Here is a 15903-nt window from a genome sequence, read left to right as displayed (position 1 = left end):
ATCTCTTCTTCGCCGAAGAGTGTTTGGCCGTGCTTGACCTTATTGTTAAGGAGATGATCTTGCATTTTGAAAACCGTAGAGATTACACAGCGATTGGATGGCTCATTTGTGGATTAGGAGCCATATTTTATAGTTATGAATATTTATTACGTATAGCGCCCAGTGTAATGGAACATTCATTACGCGAGCATTTTAATTTAAATGCGACGGGTTATGGTTTGCTGTCATCTATTTATTACTTTGCTTATGTGCCTATGCAATTACCCGTAGGGGTTCTTCTTGATCGGTTCGGTCCTAAGAGATTACTAACCATCGCTTGTTTTATTTGTGTCTTGGGGACATTTCTGTTTACTGGCTCCAATGTATTTTGGATAGCCGCGACAGGCCGTTTTTTAGTTGGTTTTGGTTCCGCCTTTGCTTTTGTTGGCGTATTGAAGCTTGCTACTATATGGCTTCCTGAAAATAGATTGGCCATGGTTTCTGGTATGACCTCCGCTTTAGGTCCAATTGGCGCCATGTTGGGGGATAACTTCTTAGAACTATTTGTTGATCAATTGGGTTGGATTAAGACCCTTAACATAACCGCATTTTTTGGTATCGTGTTAACTGTTGTTCTCTGGATGGGAATTCATGATAAAAAAGGCCAGCATCGTCAAAGTGGCACTGTTCCCAGTATTAAAAAAGGGATGATAGATTTAGGTATTATCATCAGAAATAAACAAATATGGGTTAATGGAATGTATGGTTGTTTGGTTTATCTGCCTACAACTGTATTTGCAGAGCTTTGGGGGATTCCTTATTTAAAGCATGCTCATGGCCTATCCTCTCATGCAGCCGGTTTAGCTAATTCATTACTCTTTTTGGGCTTTATTATAGGTGCTCCTGTAATGGGCTACATTTCAGATAAATTAGCTCGTCGTAAATTCCCTATGCTTTTTGGTGCGGCAGGAGCGGCAATCATCATGATGATGATTCTCTATTTCCCTGGATTAAGCGAATTTAATGTACAAATTTTGATGTTTTTACTCGGTTTGCTTTATAGTGCACAGGCCATAGTGTTCGCAGTGGGTAGGGAGTTAAGTCCTGGCGAAGCTGCAGGTACAGCTATGGCTGTCACCAATATGATCGTTATGCTAGGTGCTATGTTCCTTCAGCCCTTAGTCGGACGATTATTAGATTTTAGCTTATCAACACATATAGGGGATGCCGCCGTGACTGGGGCAACAATAGATAACTTACAGAGGTTATATACAGTTGATGATTATCAATTTGCTTTGTCAATAATTCCATTGGGCATATTGATTGCAGCTATATTAACTTTCTTTTTAAAAGAAACTCATGCCCATGCACCCAAATAATATGATTACTAAAAAGCAAGCATTTTTTGGAATTTTAGTCTGCTTTGTTGGCGCCGTGTTTTATTGCTACGAATTTATTCTTAGGATTATACCTGGTGCTTTACAAACAGAACTAAGTACTGCCCTTGGCCATATATCTGCTACCACTTTTGGGCAGATCTCAGCATTATATTATTTTGCATATTCACCTATGCAATTGCCTGTAGGGATGCTGATGGATAGGTTTGGCCCCAGGCGACTTCTAACTTTTGCTTGTATATGCTGCACTATCGGTTCTTGGATGTTCACTTTAACTTCGTCTATGTTCCTCGTAGGAGCAGGGCGATTTTTAGTGGGATTTGGTTCTTCCTTTGCATTCGTTGGTGTGTTATCTCTAGCTTTACATTGGTTGCCACGCCGTTACTTTTCCTTAGTTGCCGGCTTAATCACTACTCTAGGTATGTTAGGGTTAGTTTATGGTGAAGTAAAAATAACTGAATGGTCCGTTAGTATGGGCTGGGAACAAGTTTTACTATTGATTGCCTTTGTAGGTTCAGGCTTAAGTGTTCTGATGTTGCTTGTTGTTAGAGATGGACCTGAAGGGTATCAACCGAATAAATATCCATTACCAGAGTTTTTTCATAATGTTCTGAAAGTATTGATGTCCCCTGAGGTGTGGTTGATTGGCTTTGTAGGCGCTTGTTTATATACTTCCCTCTCTGTTTTTGGTGAGTTATGGGGCAAAACTTATTTAGAGCAAGCACATCATTTAACCAAAGTAGAAGCTGCAAAAACTGTATCGGCGGTTTTTTTAGGTTGGGCTGTAGGAGCGCCGATTGCAGGTTATTTGTCGGATAGATCGGGTAGGCGCGTGCTACCCCTGGTTATCGGGGCTATACTCTCGCTGATTTGTATCAGTATTGTTCTATACTGTCCTGGATTATCTTATTCTAGCCTGAATATCTTATTATTTTTATATGGCGTATTTAGCGCTACAGAAATTATTGTTTTCATTATGGCTAAAGAGTGTAGTGGTGCTAAATTATCGGGAACAGTATTTGCTGCAACGAATATGATAGTCACTCTTGGTGGAGTTATTTTCCAGCCGTTAGTGGGTAAATTACTGGATACTTTTGGTGATAGTGGAATAGTTGGTGGTGAACACATTTATACTGTCGAAGACTATCAGGTCGCTTTATCCATACTACCGATCTCATTGTTATTAGTTACTATATTAGCTTTCTTTATAAAAGATCATAAAGATCAGCATCCTATTAATTAAACCATTTAAGACCAGGAAATAGGTCGGATTTTTCCGACCTACATTATCGACTTGAGGTTATAGGAAGTTCAAAAGTAAAAAGGAACGATTGTGCACAATATAAAACAGAGCAGATTGGAGGTTTCTTTATAAAATTGCCGGTAGCAATACCAGTTTTCATCTTTTAGCAAGAACTTTTCCTCAATAAATGCAATTTTCAATCCTCTCATGACAAAAAACTGAAGGGTCACCTGACACCAAGTTAGGGTATATTTTAAAATGACACCGATACATCCTATTTGATTGCATCGATGTCATTTATAACGGAAGGCTTCAGATCTTTAAAGAGTTCGATATCCCCTGTTTTTTGAAAGTAACAATTAGATTGGAGCCCTTTGTTTTTATATCTATTGAATTGGGATCATACTCATTTGGCAATTTAAAAGATTGGTTGTAATTGCTTTGAGAATAACTATAGCTTTTGCTGTCATTCTCACTATGTGTCATTTTCTGCATGAGACGGGTATTAATAATTAATAACCCATCTTCCACAGAAACATCGACTTTACTATCGGTGCCTTCGGGCTGTTTGATCTTGTAAATGAGCTCGTTGTTGCGTTCCTCAATTTGAATGTCTTGTGAAGAACCTAGAGCATTTTTTGAGTTCGCAAAATTAAACCGATTATTATTAATTTGTGTAAACTGGTGCTGCATTAGGCGATCCATAGCTTGCTGCATGGTCTTGATTTGATTGAATACATCATTATTAGATTGAAAAAAAGGATCGTCATCAAATGGAAATGCCATTTGATGCGTGCTTTTTTGAACTGGATTAGTGTCTTTGGCATTAACCACAGACATCATTGCGGTAAGCATAACCGCACACGATAAAAATAGAATGAACTCTTTGCTCATAACTGCCTCCTTCATTATCAACATACTAACTATTTCAAAATTTAGAGACAGGGCTATTAAGGACTCGCCCTGTCTTCGAGTATCATTAATCTGAATTGCGATTAAAAACGCGCTTAGCTGACTCGAACTATTGAGTCGTTTTTATAATCTCGCAGATAATTAGAGTAGTTCTTGTTAAACAGCAATTTCTTTTTATGGTGTTTCTCTAATAATTGTTCGAGAGCTAAAAAGCCATTACGAACAGCTATAAATAAATTGGGATCCTGCTTTTTACTCACTAACTCTTTTCCAGGAATAGTTATAGTGATGCACACACTATACAGTTTGTCTTTGTGTGTGTTATTTTTAGCCAAATCGATAACCACTCTGCATTTATTTATTTTGCCGTAGGATCTTTTCAGCTTATTAAAATGTCTATCGATGTGGTAATTGATTGTCAGTGTTGATGAAATACCGCGGATTGTTGTTTGAACTGTTGACATAGTTTAAATCCTCTTAATTCTCTAATTTTTATAAAAAGCAAAAAATATAAACAAAAATTAAGCTATTTTATTTCTAGTTCTGTAAGTTCATTGCAAGTACTAATTGGTTACAAAGCCCTCCATAAAAGTAAATGGTATCTATGATATAAGGTCAAAAATTTCATTTTCAATGAGTACACTTTTTAAAAATTTTGATCCGATTCGTAGCTTAATATCAGAGTGATTAACTCCTACTCCTAAAATAAAGTGTACTAGTTGAAGTTATAAAATTTGTCTCCATCATAAAGCATGACAAGCTTTTAACGGTCAGGTGAAAAAATGGAAAATAATTTAAAAACGATTCTCTTTCAGACGAACCTCTAGCAAAAGATGAATACTAAAGATCCCGACGGAACATTTGATGGGCTGATAGTTTTTCCTAAAAATTATTTAAAAATAATCTTGAAATTAGAGCAAATAATCCCCATTAACAATCCCGATGCTTTTTCATGAAGAGGATTAATAATAACCACTTAAGAAGTAAAACATACATTTTTCTCTTACAATTAAATTTAATAATTTTTTGTTTTATTTTTAAAAACTAAGAGGACTTAAGCTATGTCATCAGCCCAAATAATATTTCTTTCTGTTTCATACTCATCAGAAATTGAATACCATTTTGATACGTTTTCAAAAAAATGCATGGAAATTTATTGAAAAAGAAAGAATTATCGAGCGCTAATTGATATCCAGTTTTAAATGTATTATTCGAAGCAACCATGAGTTGCAGGCATAAATTAGGTACGAAATGCTATGAAAGAAAATAAAAGAATTATAAATCAATATGAATATCCTAATTTCATGGATTGTGCGCTTGCCATTCATGGTTCGGTTACTCCTAGAGTATGGAAAAAGGTTTTGGCGGTATGTGTTTATGCATGTTTAATTTCTTTACTAAGTATTTTTATTCCCTGGTTATCTCTTCCTATCAGCCCCTTTGAGTATGCAGGGGTAATTATGGGATTAATTTTAGTTTTTCGTGTTAATGCGGGATACGACCGTTGGTGGGAAGCAAGAAAACTATGGGGTAATGTGGTTAATTGCAGTAGAAACTTGGCAATCATTATAATAAGTTACATAGATCCTTCAAATAGGGACGAGATAGATAAAATTTTGGGTCTAATTGCGGCAATGCCGTATCTTATGAAAAATAATCTTAGGGGAATCACTTCTGTAGATGAAGTCAAACATCTATTATGTGATTATACATATGCTCAATTGCAGCAGTGGCAACACAAACCTAATTTAATTTCGTCAAAGCTGGCTGAAATGTTGTCGCAGATGCAAAAAAGTGGCAAATTAAATCAGTTTTCTTTTTTGAAAGCAGAAGAGCTTCGTGAAGCAATTCTGGATTGTCAAGGCGCGTGCGAACGGATATTAAAAACACCGATGCCTTTTGTGATGGCAATCAAATCACGTCGATTTATCCTTTTATTTTTGATTATACTTCCTGTGGCTCTAGTTAATTACTCTGCATATATTAATCCCATTATCGTGACTTTGGTTGCATATGCTCTTTTTTCATTAGACCAAATAGGAGTAGAGCTACAGAACCCCTTTTCAATTGAGAATTTGAGTCATTTACCTCTGAATGATATTTGTAGCACCATAGAAAATAACGTAATGGAAATTAAGAAAAAGCAATGTAAATAATTAAACGATTGGATTGGAGTATTTATGAAAACGATTAGTAAAAAAGAGCAACATAATATCACCCCAGACCAAGCAATTGATTTGCTGCATAAGGGAAATCAACGGTTTATTCAAAACTTGCGATTTAATCGAAATTTACTACAACAAGTAAATGAAACAGCTGATGGGCAATACCCTTTCGCCACAATTTTAAGTTGTATTGATTCACGAACACCAGCAGAATTAATATTTGACCAAGGTCTTGGGGATATTTTTAGTATTAGAATTGCAGGTAATATTGTGAATGATGATATTATCGGTAGTTTAGAATTCGCTTGTAAAGCAGCGGGATCTAAATTAATTGTAGTTCTAGGCCATACCAATTGTGGCGCAATAAAAGGGGCTTGTGATGAAGCTGAGTTAGGATATTTAACTCAGCTTTTAGAAAAAATAAAACCAGCAATTCACCAGGAAAGAACATTTAAAGAAAATCGAAACGGGAGTAATCTCGCTTATGTCAATGAAGTTGCCAAAATTAATATCAAAAATAGCATTCAACATATTCTAAATAAAAGTAGTATTATAAAGGAGCTAAAGGCTCAAAGAACCATTAAAATTATTGGTGGTTTGTACGACGTTTCCTCTGGAGAGGTCTTATTTTTTGAAGAGTAAAACGGACAATAGAGTCGGGGCCTGCATTTTTTTCTTTTAACAAGAAATGAATCACTGGCCTAGACAACTCAAAAACTCCCTGAAGTACGCCGATAAAATCGATAAGTGAGTTTTGCCGCATATCCAGCTCAAATTGGCAATAATATTAATAAATGACTATTAATCAACATATTATTATTTTTCAATGTTTAAAACTGAGAGTCATATCCCTGTATTTCTTTGTGAATCTCCCCTTAGAACCGCAAAATAATGGCGCTTTAATACGCAAAAAATTATTGAATAAGCCAAATTAATTCACCACTACCAATTTCATTAAATAATATCGTTCAATCTATCAACCAAAACATAATATGGCTCTTCAGATTAGTATGTTTTCATGAAAATTTCTAAAAATGAGTTAATTTCAGTAGTATCTCAATTGATTGGGATGGAGGGCTCAGCCTAAACGGTTCATATTAGCCTATATAACCTAAGTATCAGGTCTTTTATATTGAGCTTGCATCACTTAGTAAAAACAGCAACTAACTCTTTTACCGGTTGTCGTCCTTGCGCATTGCAATTAATCCAGCGGGAAACAGGAAAACTTTTGATTTTTGCTTTTTGATAATGGCGTCGAGTAAATTCGGTATCATGATTCGAAATAATTACCGGTATCCCTTTTGCAGCAGTAATTTTAGCTAATTCTGCTAATTCAATCTGATCTTCTTCAGAAAATTGTTTTTGGGTATACGGTAAGGGTTTAGTTTTAGGAGATATGGGTACATAGGGCGGATCACAATAAATAACATCTCCTGGCTCTGCTAATTGAAACGTACTGCGAAAATCGTTTTGGATGAATTGCGCGTGCTTACTTTTTTGATGAAAGAGGAGCATTTCCTTGCGAGGAAAGTAGGGTTTAGCATACAACCCAAAAGGTACATTATATATACCTTTAGAATTATAACGGCATAAACCATTATAACCATGTCTATTAAGATAGAGGAAAAAGGCAGATTTCTGATAAGAATAGCCTAGTTGGTTAAAATCATCGCGCCGCTTATAGTATTGTTCCTTGCAATTTGCTTCAGGTTGAAAGTACTGCTGGCAATAGTCTATAAAGTCCTCTCCTTGATCTTGTAAGGTAGTGAAAATTTCCACTAAATCAGGATTGCTTTCTGCCAAAATATAGGATGAGTAATCTGTATTCATAAACACGACTCCCGATCCAGCAAAAGGCTCAATTAAACGGTTACCCGAGGGAAGAGAGGAGATAATTTCATTTAAACAATTATATTTGCTTCCTGCCCATTTAAGAAAGGGCCTAATTTTCGTCATAAACTTTATTACTATTTATTTTGCAAGAAGTATCGCTTATTTTTAAGGGAAAAAATAGAAGAGTAGGAATAATAATTAGCACTTTTCACTCAATCGGAAGGGGGTAAAATTGCCACACCGATCTCTATAGAATAATTATCGGATAACCTATAAAAAGTATAATCAGGCATGATTTCTAATTTTGGAAAACGTTTTATAACGGCCTCTGGTAAATCAATATGAGTTTGGCTTTGTTTATCCCAAGCGTAATATCCATTTTTGTCCCAAATAAACAGCCCGCCATGTTGACGTAGTTGTTGTTCATCAAGCCAAGAACTGTCTTCTGACTCCCAGCTTAAATAGGGTATGGGGTAATGCGACATATAAGGTACGACGCCTGTAACAAGATAGTGGCTTCCGGCAAGATAGGGTAATTGAGTGTGATATCGTTCTTCCCAAAGTTTGGATAAAGTTAAAGCGATTTGCTTATTAGGTAGAAAGGCATCACTATTAGGCCTTGGAAACAGGGTTAATGTGCTCATTCTAATGAAAAATAATGAGGAGCTAAAGAGCAGTAATGTAATCGCAAATTGTTGTAATTGTTTTTTAGAGAGGGCTGGCTTTAAATAGCTGAGACAAAGGATACCTAGCATAAAGAAATAGGGGGTAGACCATCTTGGTGGGAAATAATCGCCAGTAAAACAACAAAGTAAAAAAGTAAGGATGAGTGGCCCTAATCCTAAAGTAATGAGAAATTGGCTTTGGAAGGAAGTTAAAGGGAATTTGATTCTATTTTTGTTATAAAAAGGCCAAAGTAGAACAAAAACTCCTACAACATCGACAACACTGTTAATTAAGAATCCTGCAGGATGAGTAAGATGATTTAAAAGATTTTTGTTATGGGTGTAGTCCGAAGAAATCTCGGCGGCGTAGGTTAAAGTAATAAAATGGTGCTCATAAAGCCAGAGCAAATGAGGCATGACTAACACTATAAATATTACTAGGGCGTAATATACTCCTGGTTTAGTAAAACTCTTGCGTGCTACAGGATTAAATAAGCAAAACAAGAACATAGGCAGCAGTAATAATGCTGCTTGGTATTTAGTACAAACAGAGAGTGCAGCAAAAAAGGCAGTATAGAGCCAATTACTTAAATTTTGTTTTGTTAGGGCTTGATAAAAAAATAGACTTAGTAATGCCCATAAAGGAGATTGTAAGGTATCAGGAGTAAAATTAAAGGAGTTAATATTATAAAAAAGGACTCCTTCTAATAGTAACGTAGCGATAAGTGCATGGAGTAAGGGAAGTATCTGTTGTGCCAATTTCCAAACTGCAATAAAAGTGATAGATACTGCCAGTTGAGCTAAAAGATAAACCGGCCAGCCTGTGACTCCAAATAATTGAGTTATTCCTGCACAAAGCCAGGCTGTTACAAAGGGATGCTTGTTATAACCTAATTGCCATTGAAGACCCCAGGTAATTCCTTCTAAGGTATCATGCGGTACAGTAGGTCTCAATAATGAAGGTCCAATGGTCCATATTAATGTATGAATAAGAATAAAGAGCCAGAAATAATAGGTGGTTTTTTTGGTGTTAAGCACTTCGGCAGAGTAGTCTTCTAGCATTTGGTGGTGAGATTCTTGTTGAAAAAATAAACTATTAGATTCTGACCGGATTATCGACTAAATTAATATATTACACAAGGAAATAGTGGCGCTTAACAATACCTACTTCCATAAAATCTGACAGAGTACGATAAATAGTGGCTAGGCCAATATTATTGCCATAAGCCTTGAGCTGTAAATAAAGAGATTCAGCCGTTATATGGCGAGTGTTACTTTTTAAGATCGGAATATTAGGAGGTTCTATCCTGTTATTCGATATATCTTAATTTGGGAGGGTGTCAATTTATATTTTGTAATCGTTGACGGTCCTTCATCCAGAATGCGGCGCAGGATGACATATGGTTTAGGGCGAGGGGGAACTTACCTTATCCAAAACTCACGTTAATCATAATGGCTGTGGGCCAACCTATGTTTGTCTTACAGCATTAATACCTCATAAATGGCTTGAAACTAGTCTTTTGTTGGCTTAGGGGCTGTTTGAAAAGGATTAAATTTTTGATCTTGTGTCATGTCTGCTTGGGCTGGTGTGTTGCCTTGCTCTCGTTGTGCGACTATATTTTCAAATTGTCTGAGTCCATCAATTGCTTGAGCTTGTTGTGGACTACCGAATGGCAATGATCCTCCATTTGGTGAAGACGCTTGGCGTATATCACTTTGCATTGAATGTTTTATGGTATCGGCGCTGCCTTGATACAGCTTCCCTGAGCCAATCGAAAGCATGTAATTGTCTGCAGGTTCTAAAACCGCCTTATCGCCATTCATATTCATGGACATACTTCCGCAACAAAATTGCTTACAATCTTGAGCTTCTTTTTCGTAGAATTTCTTTTTTTGTTGTTCATAAAAAGAGAGAACGGGAGGGAAATGATTTAGTAATTGCCTTCTTTCAGCGTTTTCCTCATTATCTTCAGGTAAACATTCTGCCTGATAGCGGTTAATAAAGTCAGATTTTTGTTGTCCAGGAACAAGATTTTGAAAAAATTGTAATTTCTCTACTTCTTCCGCTTTTTGAAATGGCTGTAGTGTCATTTTTTATCCCCCAAAATTATCGTAGACGTTCAACTTGAGCACAAATCTGACCTTCTACCCAGATTCAAGTATAGCCCGTGAACGATTACAAACTATCTGCTTATTTTATTTTAGACCATTTTTGTTTAAGCAATAAATTTAGGCGAATAACTTAATATCAGTTTCGGATAAGGAACTCAGATTTTACCTTGCCCTCCTCCGGGCGAACGGATCGAGATAGAGACTGGATCTAATAAGTTTCTTCTCCGAAAATGACGTTAAATTAAGAACACTGTTGTCATCCAGTGGAGCTTACGTCTGATCGTAGTATCATGTGTTTTTTAGGAGAGCCTTCGCTGCACTGTGGATGACAGATAAAGTAGGTTAGGAAGAGTCCCAACCTACGATGCTTAATACATTATTGAGATTATTAGTATTGCGATAGCGATGAAGCCTATGAGTCCCAAACTTGGGTTGCCGCCCGGTACCATGTGGCTTTCTGCAGGTGCGAGTACGCAGGTTTTTCTTCCTTGCCATGCCATAATAGCAGGCAAGAGGAGTAGTAAAATAACACAACAAACGCCAGCATAACTTAATGCATTCAAGTAAATTCCGGGCTTGAATAATACTACGGCTAAAGGAGGTATAAAGGTGAGCGCTAGAGTATATTGTCCTTGTTGACCTGTTTTTTTAAGCTTTAAGCCATCAGCTAAGAAATCAAATAAGCCTAGTGAAACCCCAAGAAACGCGGTAACCATACAGATTGAAGTAAAGAAGCCAAAAAATCCGCTAATCCATTGATTGTTTACCGACTGATTTAACGCCTCAGTTAAACCACTGGTAGCATGCTCGGAGCTCATCAAAGCGATTAGGCCATTGCTACCTTCTCGGGAGACTACCCCCATAATCACTGCATCCCATATTATGTAGCAGAATAAAGGAATCAAGGAACCAAATAGAATAACACGTCGTAACGTACGAATGTCATCTTCAAAGTAATCACGGAGACTGGGAACTATTGAGGCAAAGCCAAACGAAGTGATTAATATCATGAGGGTTCCAGTAATAGCTCGAGTTGAGCCTCCAACTAGACCAACAGGAGAAACATGGGGGCTAATAATCGCAACTAATAGTACATAGACGCCTAACTTACCAAACATCAAACCGCGATTAACATAATCTACAGATCGAATCCCTTTATAAACTACAAAACTAAATAGGGCTGTGAAAATGATGGATGTGATCCAGTGAGGTAAATCAATATTGGCTTTATGCAATAAAGCATTAAAGACATCGCTACCTCCTGAAATATAGGCAGCAAGAAGGGTGTACAGTAAAAATAAATAAGTGATCCAGGCAATAATTTGTCCAGGAACACCTAGCGTTGCTTTTGCCATAGAGATCATATTACTGCCAGGGGGGAGGCGAAGATTCACTTCAAGAACGAGTAAAGCCCCGGCTGTCATGACCAACCAACAGAAAAAAAGAAAAATTAGGGAGTTGGTAAAACCCACTTCTGCGGTGGAAACAGGAAGAGCTAGCATCCCGCCACCTATAGAAGTTCCGACAATTAGTAATATACCACCTATTAATTTTGAATTGAGCACTTATATATAATCCAAAAACAGTACAAATATAGAACAATATGGTACTTTGTTCTTCAGTAAAAGTCAACAGACTCTCCTGGATCAAGCGAGTAGAATGTAAACTTCATGACTCAATAAAGCAATTGATGCGATTATTACCGCACCTTGAGAGAGTTTTCCTCCCGGAACTTTAAAGACCGTGTTGTAATGCCTTCTACCAAAATAACACATTAATGCAGGTAAAAGTAGTAATAAAATAATACAGAAAATACCGGCATAACGTAACGCATGGATGTATGCTCCTGGGTAATAGATCACAATGAGTAACGGGGGTAAAAAGGTAAGTAGAAATAATCCGGCCCCATGAGAGCCTGATTCGCGTAATTTTAACCCATCCGCAAGAAAACTATACAGGCATAAAGACACACCTAAAAATGCGGTTAGCATGCAAATCGAAGTGAAAAAATTAAATAAAGCACTGATCCAGGTACTTTGAATTTTAGTGGATAACAAACTGGCCAAAGCACTAGTCGCATGTGGATTTTGCATTAGACTTTCCAGTCCTTGCTCTCCCGCTGATGGCAGTGCTCCAAGAATAATTGCATCCCAAGCTATATAACATACTAAAGGAATCAATGAGCCGATTAGAATTACTTTTCTTAGTGTTTTTATATCGTCGTCGAAATAATCCCGCAAATTAGGAACGATAATAGCAAAACCGAAAGAGGTGATTAAAATCATGATAGAACCACCTATATAGCGCATATCTCCGTGTTGAAAATGTTGAAGCTCAATATGGGGAAATATGAACACTACTAATAAACAGTAAATGGTTAATTTGCCAAACATCAATCCACGGTTGGCCCAATCTACATAATGTATGCCACCGTAAACAACTAAGCCAAAAAGGAGTGTAAATAATGAGCTGGCTTGCCATTCGTTGAGATGCAGTCCAGTTTTTAGAAGCAAGCTGTTGAGTACATCTGCTCCACCTGATATATAAGCAGAAAGCAAGGTATAAAGTAAAAAGAGATAACTTATCCACGCGGCTAATAAACCATAATTACCCAAAGTAGCTGCGGCCATAGAAACCATATGCTTTCCTCGAGGTAAGTACAAATTGGCCTCGAGAATAAAAAAAGCACCAAAGGTCATAAAGGCCCAGCAAATAAATAGAAAGACAGACGATTGTATGAAGCCTGTTGATGCATTAGCTACAGGTAAAGCCAACATCCCTCCGCCGATTGAGGTCCCAACGATTAAAAGAATACCGCCTATAAATCTTGAATACATTAATTAACCTTATTTTATATACATCGCTTGGGGTTGTGCTTGGGCTACTAATCCTGTAAACCATTGAATTTCTATCCTTCTGTTTTGAGCACTGCCATGAATTAGAGTGTTTTCTGACACCGCGTGTTTATCGCCATAACCTTCGGCTTTTAGTCTGTAAGCCTGAATATTATTAGCCCATAAATAGCTGAGCATCGTTTCTGCCTGAGCTTGGGACAGGAGCCTCTTATGATAACGAGAACCTACGTTATCGGTGAACCCTGCAACATAAATGGGGCTGTTAGGATAAAGTTTAAGTAATCTAATTATATTAATTAAGCCAGGATAACATAGCTCATTAAATCGGGGACTGGCAAACATATAATACTTATCCGTAGGAACATATAAGGTCATCGTATCGCCATACTCGACGAAATCGATGTCTTGTTTTCTGAGTTCTTTTATTATGGAGGGTTTACTGTCTTTATAAAGCCCAACAGTAGCACCAACACCGCCTCCTATAACTCCACCGATAAGTGCCCCAGTTATGGTTCCACCAGCTAAGGCTCCAGTTGCGGCACCAAAGGCTGCTCCTCCAACGGCTTTACGAGCGGTACGATGATCAGTACGAAAATTGTTATAGGGTGGATGAAAACAACTACTTAATAAGCAAATCATTAACCCATACCCTAATATTCGTGTTTTAACGAAATTAAGTGACATATTCATTCCATTAATCAATAATTTAATCATTATTAAGCATCTTGCTAAATTTCGCAATGCAACTTGGCGTGAAACTTACCGTATTTATTGAAGATTAGAGACGCTAGCCGATCAATGTTAGTTTTAGAAAATTCAAAATGACATTCATTATGAGTGATGTGAACTACATATCGCTCAAAAGTAGGTTGGGATCTCTAGGCCCAATGGCGCTACCTTAAGTTTTTGTAGCCTGGATGAGCGCAGCGTAATCCGGGATTTCAGTGCACTGAGCTAGGGTATTCCCGTATTATGCTGCACTAATACGGGCTACGATTTTTTCTTCCTTTTATTAAGGTAGTGCCATTGGGATCTCTAGGCCCAACATTGCATCTTATAGTCTAAGCTCGGTAGACATTAAGATAATAAATAGAGATCTTTCATGAACTCTTCTTTATTTATTGGCGTTTGTAATATTCCTATGTATTTATCTGGCCTAATCAGAAGCAGTGTTTGTTGGGTAATGCCAAAGCTCTGATGTACCTGTTTTTGCGTATCCAGCCAGATTTTTAAAGATTGATTAGCAGACTCTACTTTGTTAAATACGACTAGATGTACTTGTAAGATTTGAGCGTATTGTTCAGCAAATGTTTGTGCGAGAGTCATCAACTGTGCACTATTTTCAGTCTCCTCACCGATGAAAATAAAAAGATGGTGTAACGTGTCTTTAAGGATAGCATTTCTATTTGCTGTTTTTTGTGTTTCATTATCAACCAGTTGAAAATTAGGTAAGAATTTGCCTGCTGATAATTTCTTTAGAGAGCCTGATTGATGTACGATGGGACTTTTAGCATAGGAAATATTTAATTCTGCAATATCTGTGGCCAGAAAGTTTCTGACTGTCTTGGATGAAGTAATGAGTCGTATTAAAGCATTACGTAGTGTTATTGCCAGAGGATTAGTCATCTGTATCAATCGAGTCATGTGATCTGTTTTTTTGAGTACCTCTTGTCCTATACGAAAACGCTCTGCATGATAGCTGTCTAATAATTCAGGTTTAGCCTTTTTCTTTGCAACTAATGACAATTTCCAAATCAGATTATAAATATCTTGCATTCCAGTATTTAGACCCTGACCTCCCATGGGACTATGGATATGTGCAGCATCACCTGCAATAAAAACTCTATCATGCCTGTATTGCTGAATTTGTCGGTGATGAATAGAAAATTGCGTTATCCACATGGGATTAGAGAATGTCGCAGAATCAGAACTACGATGTTTGAACTCCTGTTCAATATCTGCCATTGATGGGGTGCTCGTACCATTTTGAGGGGCGGTCAGCACAAATCGATAGCGTTTATTTCCCATGGGGAAACAGGCTAATGGTCCTCGATCACTGATATATACAGTCATTTGATTATCCGGTATCTCCCAGTCAACTAATAAATCAGCAAGCCACCAGGCTTGTTGATAAGAAGAACCTTTAAATTCAGCATTAAGTAAGTGGCGAATAGTGCTGTGGGAGCCATCGCATGCAATTAACCAATTGGCATTAACTATTTCAGTTTTATTTTCTTGTTTTTTAATGGTGGCAGAAACGCCATTTTGAGACTGGCTAAACTGTGTCAGCTCTGTTTCCCAATCTACTTCAATACCCTTATTCTGAAGGTGTTGATATAAAATAGCTTCAGTTTGATTTTGAGGGAGGTCAATTAGAAAATGTCTGTCTGATTTCACCCCTTCATAATTTGCATGCAGTAATTTTTTACCCTTGGATTTAAAAACCACTCCTAGAATGCGTTGTCCTTGTTTTAAAAATTCATCAATTAGCCCGCAATCTTCTAATACATCTAAAGTGCGAATATGGATAGCTAAGGCCTTTGATTTATCACTAATCATGCTTTTTTTATCTATGATACGGCAAGTTAATCCATGGCGGGTAACTTCATTAGCACAGAATAATCCTACGGGGCCTGCTCCAACAATCAGAACATCAATATTATTTTCAGACACGATTTTATTTCCTTATATAAACGTGATGACGATAAAGTCACATTACATTCTTTATTAATGGTTTAAATA

The 15903-nt window shown here is 37.1% G+C and carries 14 protein-coding genes; 4 read left to right on the top strand and 10 right to left on the bottom strand.

What is annotated here, in order from left to right:
- Nucleotides 1–59 precede the first annotated feature (59 nt).
- Both LFA_RS14385 and LFA_RS14380 read left to right on the top strand, forming a co-directional pair.
- Nucleotides 60–1358 (top strand): MFS transporter, encoded by a 1299-nt coding sequence (locus LFA_RS14385; protein WP_157010378.1) that lies wholly within the window; start codon nucleotides 60–62, stop codon nucleotides 1356–1358.
- Entirely contained in the window at nucleotides 1339–2619 is a 1281-nt protein-coding gene (locus LFA_RS14380; protein WP_157010377.1) for an MFS transporter, read from the top strand. Before LFA_RS14385 ends, LFA_RS14380 begins: the two co-directional genes overlap by 20 nt.
- Before the next feature lie 312 nt (nucleotides 2620–2931).
- On the opposite strand, the gene LFA_RS14375 is transcribed toward LFA_RS14380, so the two are convergent.
- Both LFA_RS14375 and LFA_RS14370 read right to left on the bottom strand, forming a co-directional pair.
- On the bottom strand, nucleotides 2932–3513 hold the full coding sequence (locus LFA_RS14375) for an Hsp20/alpha crystallin family protein (protein ID WP_045096795.1): 582 nt from the start codon (nucleotides 3511–3513) through the stop codon (nucleotides 2932–2934).
- A 113-nt stretch (nucleotides 3514–3626) separates the two neighbouring features.
- Nucleotides 3627–3995, bottom strand: a complete 369-nt coding sequence (locus LFA_RS14370) for an HPF/RaiA family ribosome-associated protein (RefSeq protein WP_045096794.1) — start codon at nucleotides 3993–3995, stop codon at nucleotides 3627–3629.
- A 792-nt stretch (nucleotides 3996–4787) separates the two neighbouring features.
- Here LFA_RS14370 and LFA_RS14365 point away from each other — a divergent pair.
- Nucleotides 4788–5687, top strand: a complete 900-nt coding sequence (locus tag LFA_RS14365) for a bestrophin family protein (RefSeq protein ID WP_045096793.1) — start codon at nucleotides 4788–4790, stop codon at nucleotides 5685–5687.
- A gap of 24 nt (nucleotides 5688–5711) precedes the next feature.
- On the top strand, nucleotides 5712–6338 hold the full coding sequence (locus LFA_RS14360; RefSeq protein ID WP_045096792.1) for a carbonic anhydrase family protein: 627 nt from the start codon (nucleotides 5712–5714) through the stop codon (nucleotides 6336–6338).
- Nucleotides 6339–6839: 501 nt separating this feature from the next.
- On the opposite strand, the gene LFA_RS14355 is transcribed toward LFA_RS14360, so the two are convergent.
- The 8 genes from LFA_RS14355 to LFA_RS14325 all read right to left on the bottom strand — a co-directional run bounded on the left by LFA_RS14355 (nucleotide 6840) and on the right by LFA_RS14325 (nucleotide 15834).
- A complete protein-coding gene (locus tag LFA_RS14355) occupies nucleotides 6840–7652 on the bottom strand; it encodes a Dam family site-specific DNA-(adenine-N6)-methyltransferase (RefSeq protein ID WP_045096791.1) in 813 nt (270 codons plus the stop codon).
- A gap of 89 nt (nucleotides 7653–7741) precedes the next feature.
- The gene (locus tag LFA_RS14350; protein ID WP_045096790.1) at nucleotides 7742–9256 is read right to left on the bottom strand and encodes a glycosyltransferase family 39 protein; all 1515 of its coding nucleotides are present in this window, start codon (nucleotides 9254–9256) and stop codon (nucleotides 7742–7744) included.
- Between the two features lie 70 nt (nucleotides 9257–9326).
- On the bottom strand, nucleotides 9327–9479 hold the full coding sequence (locus tag LFA_RS20655) for a transcriptional repressor (RefSeq protein ID WP_407927639.1): 153 nt from the start codon (nucleotides 9477–9479) through the stop codon (nucleotides 9327–9329).
- 227 nt (nucleotides 9480–9706) lie between these two features.
- On the bottom strand, nucleotides 9707–10285 hold the full coding sequence (locus LFA_RS14345) for a hypothetical protein (protein ID WP_052673984.1): 579 nt from the start codon (nucleotides 10283–10285) through the stop codon (nucleotides 9707–9709).
- Between the two features lie 389 nt (nucleotides 10286–10674).
- Nucleotides 10675–11871 (bottom strand): amino acid permease, encoded by a 1197-nt coding sequence (locus LFA_RS14340; protein WP_045096789.1) that lies wholly within the window; start codon nucleotides 11869–11871, stop codon nucleotides 10675–10677.
- Nucleotides 11872–11952: 81 nt separating this feature from the next.
- Nucleotides 11953–13143, bottom strand: a complete 1191-nt coding sequence (locus LFA_RS14335; protein ID WP_045096788.1) for an amino acid permease — start codon at nucleotides 13141–13143, stop codon at nucleotides 11953–11955.
- A gap of 9 nt (nucleotides 13144–13152) precedes the next feature.
- Nucleotides 13153–13845, bottom strand: a complete 693-nt coding sequence (gene cmpA, locus LFA_RS14330; RefSeq protein ID WP_045097639.1) for a C-OmpA-like family protein CmpA — start codon at nucleotides 13843–13845, stop codon at nucleotides 13153–13155.
- 393 nt (nucleotides 13846–14238) lie between these two features.
- The gene (locus tag LFA_RS14325) at nucleotides 14239–15834 is read right to left on the bottom strand and encodes an FAD-dependent oxidoreductase (RefSeq protein WP_045096787.1); all 1596 of its coding nucleotides are present in this window, start codon (nucleotides 15832–15834) and stop codon (nucleotides 14239–14241) included.
- Nucleotides 15835–15903: the final 69 nt, after the last annotated feature.

It is taken from the genome of Legionella fallonii LLAP-10 (assembly GCF_000953135.1).
GTDB classification, from domain to species: Bacteria; Pseudomonadota; Gammaproteobacteria; order Legionellales; family Legionellaceae; genus Legionella; species Legionella fallonii.
Note: the sequence above shows the minus strand (reverse complement) of the source record. Positions and strands in the feature narration are given on the sequence as shown.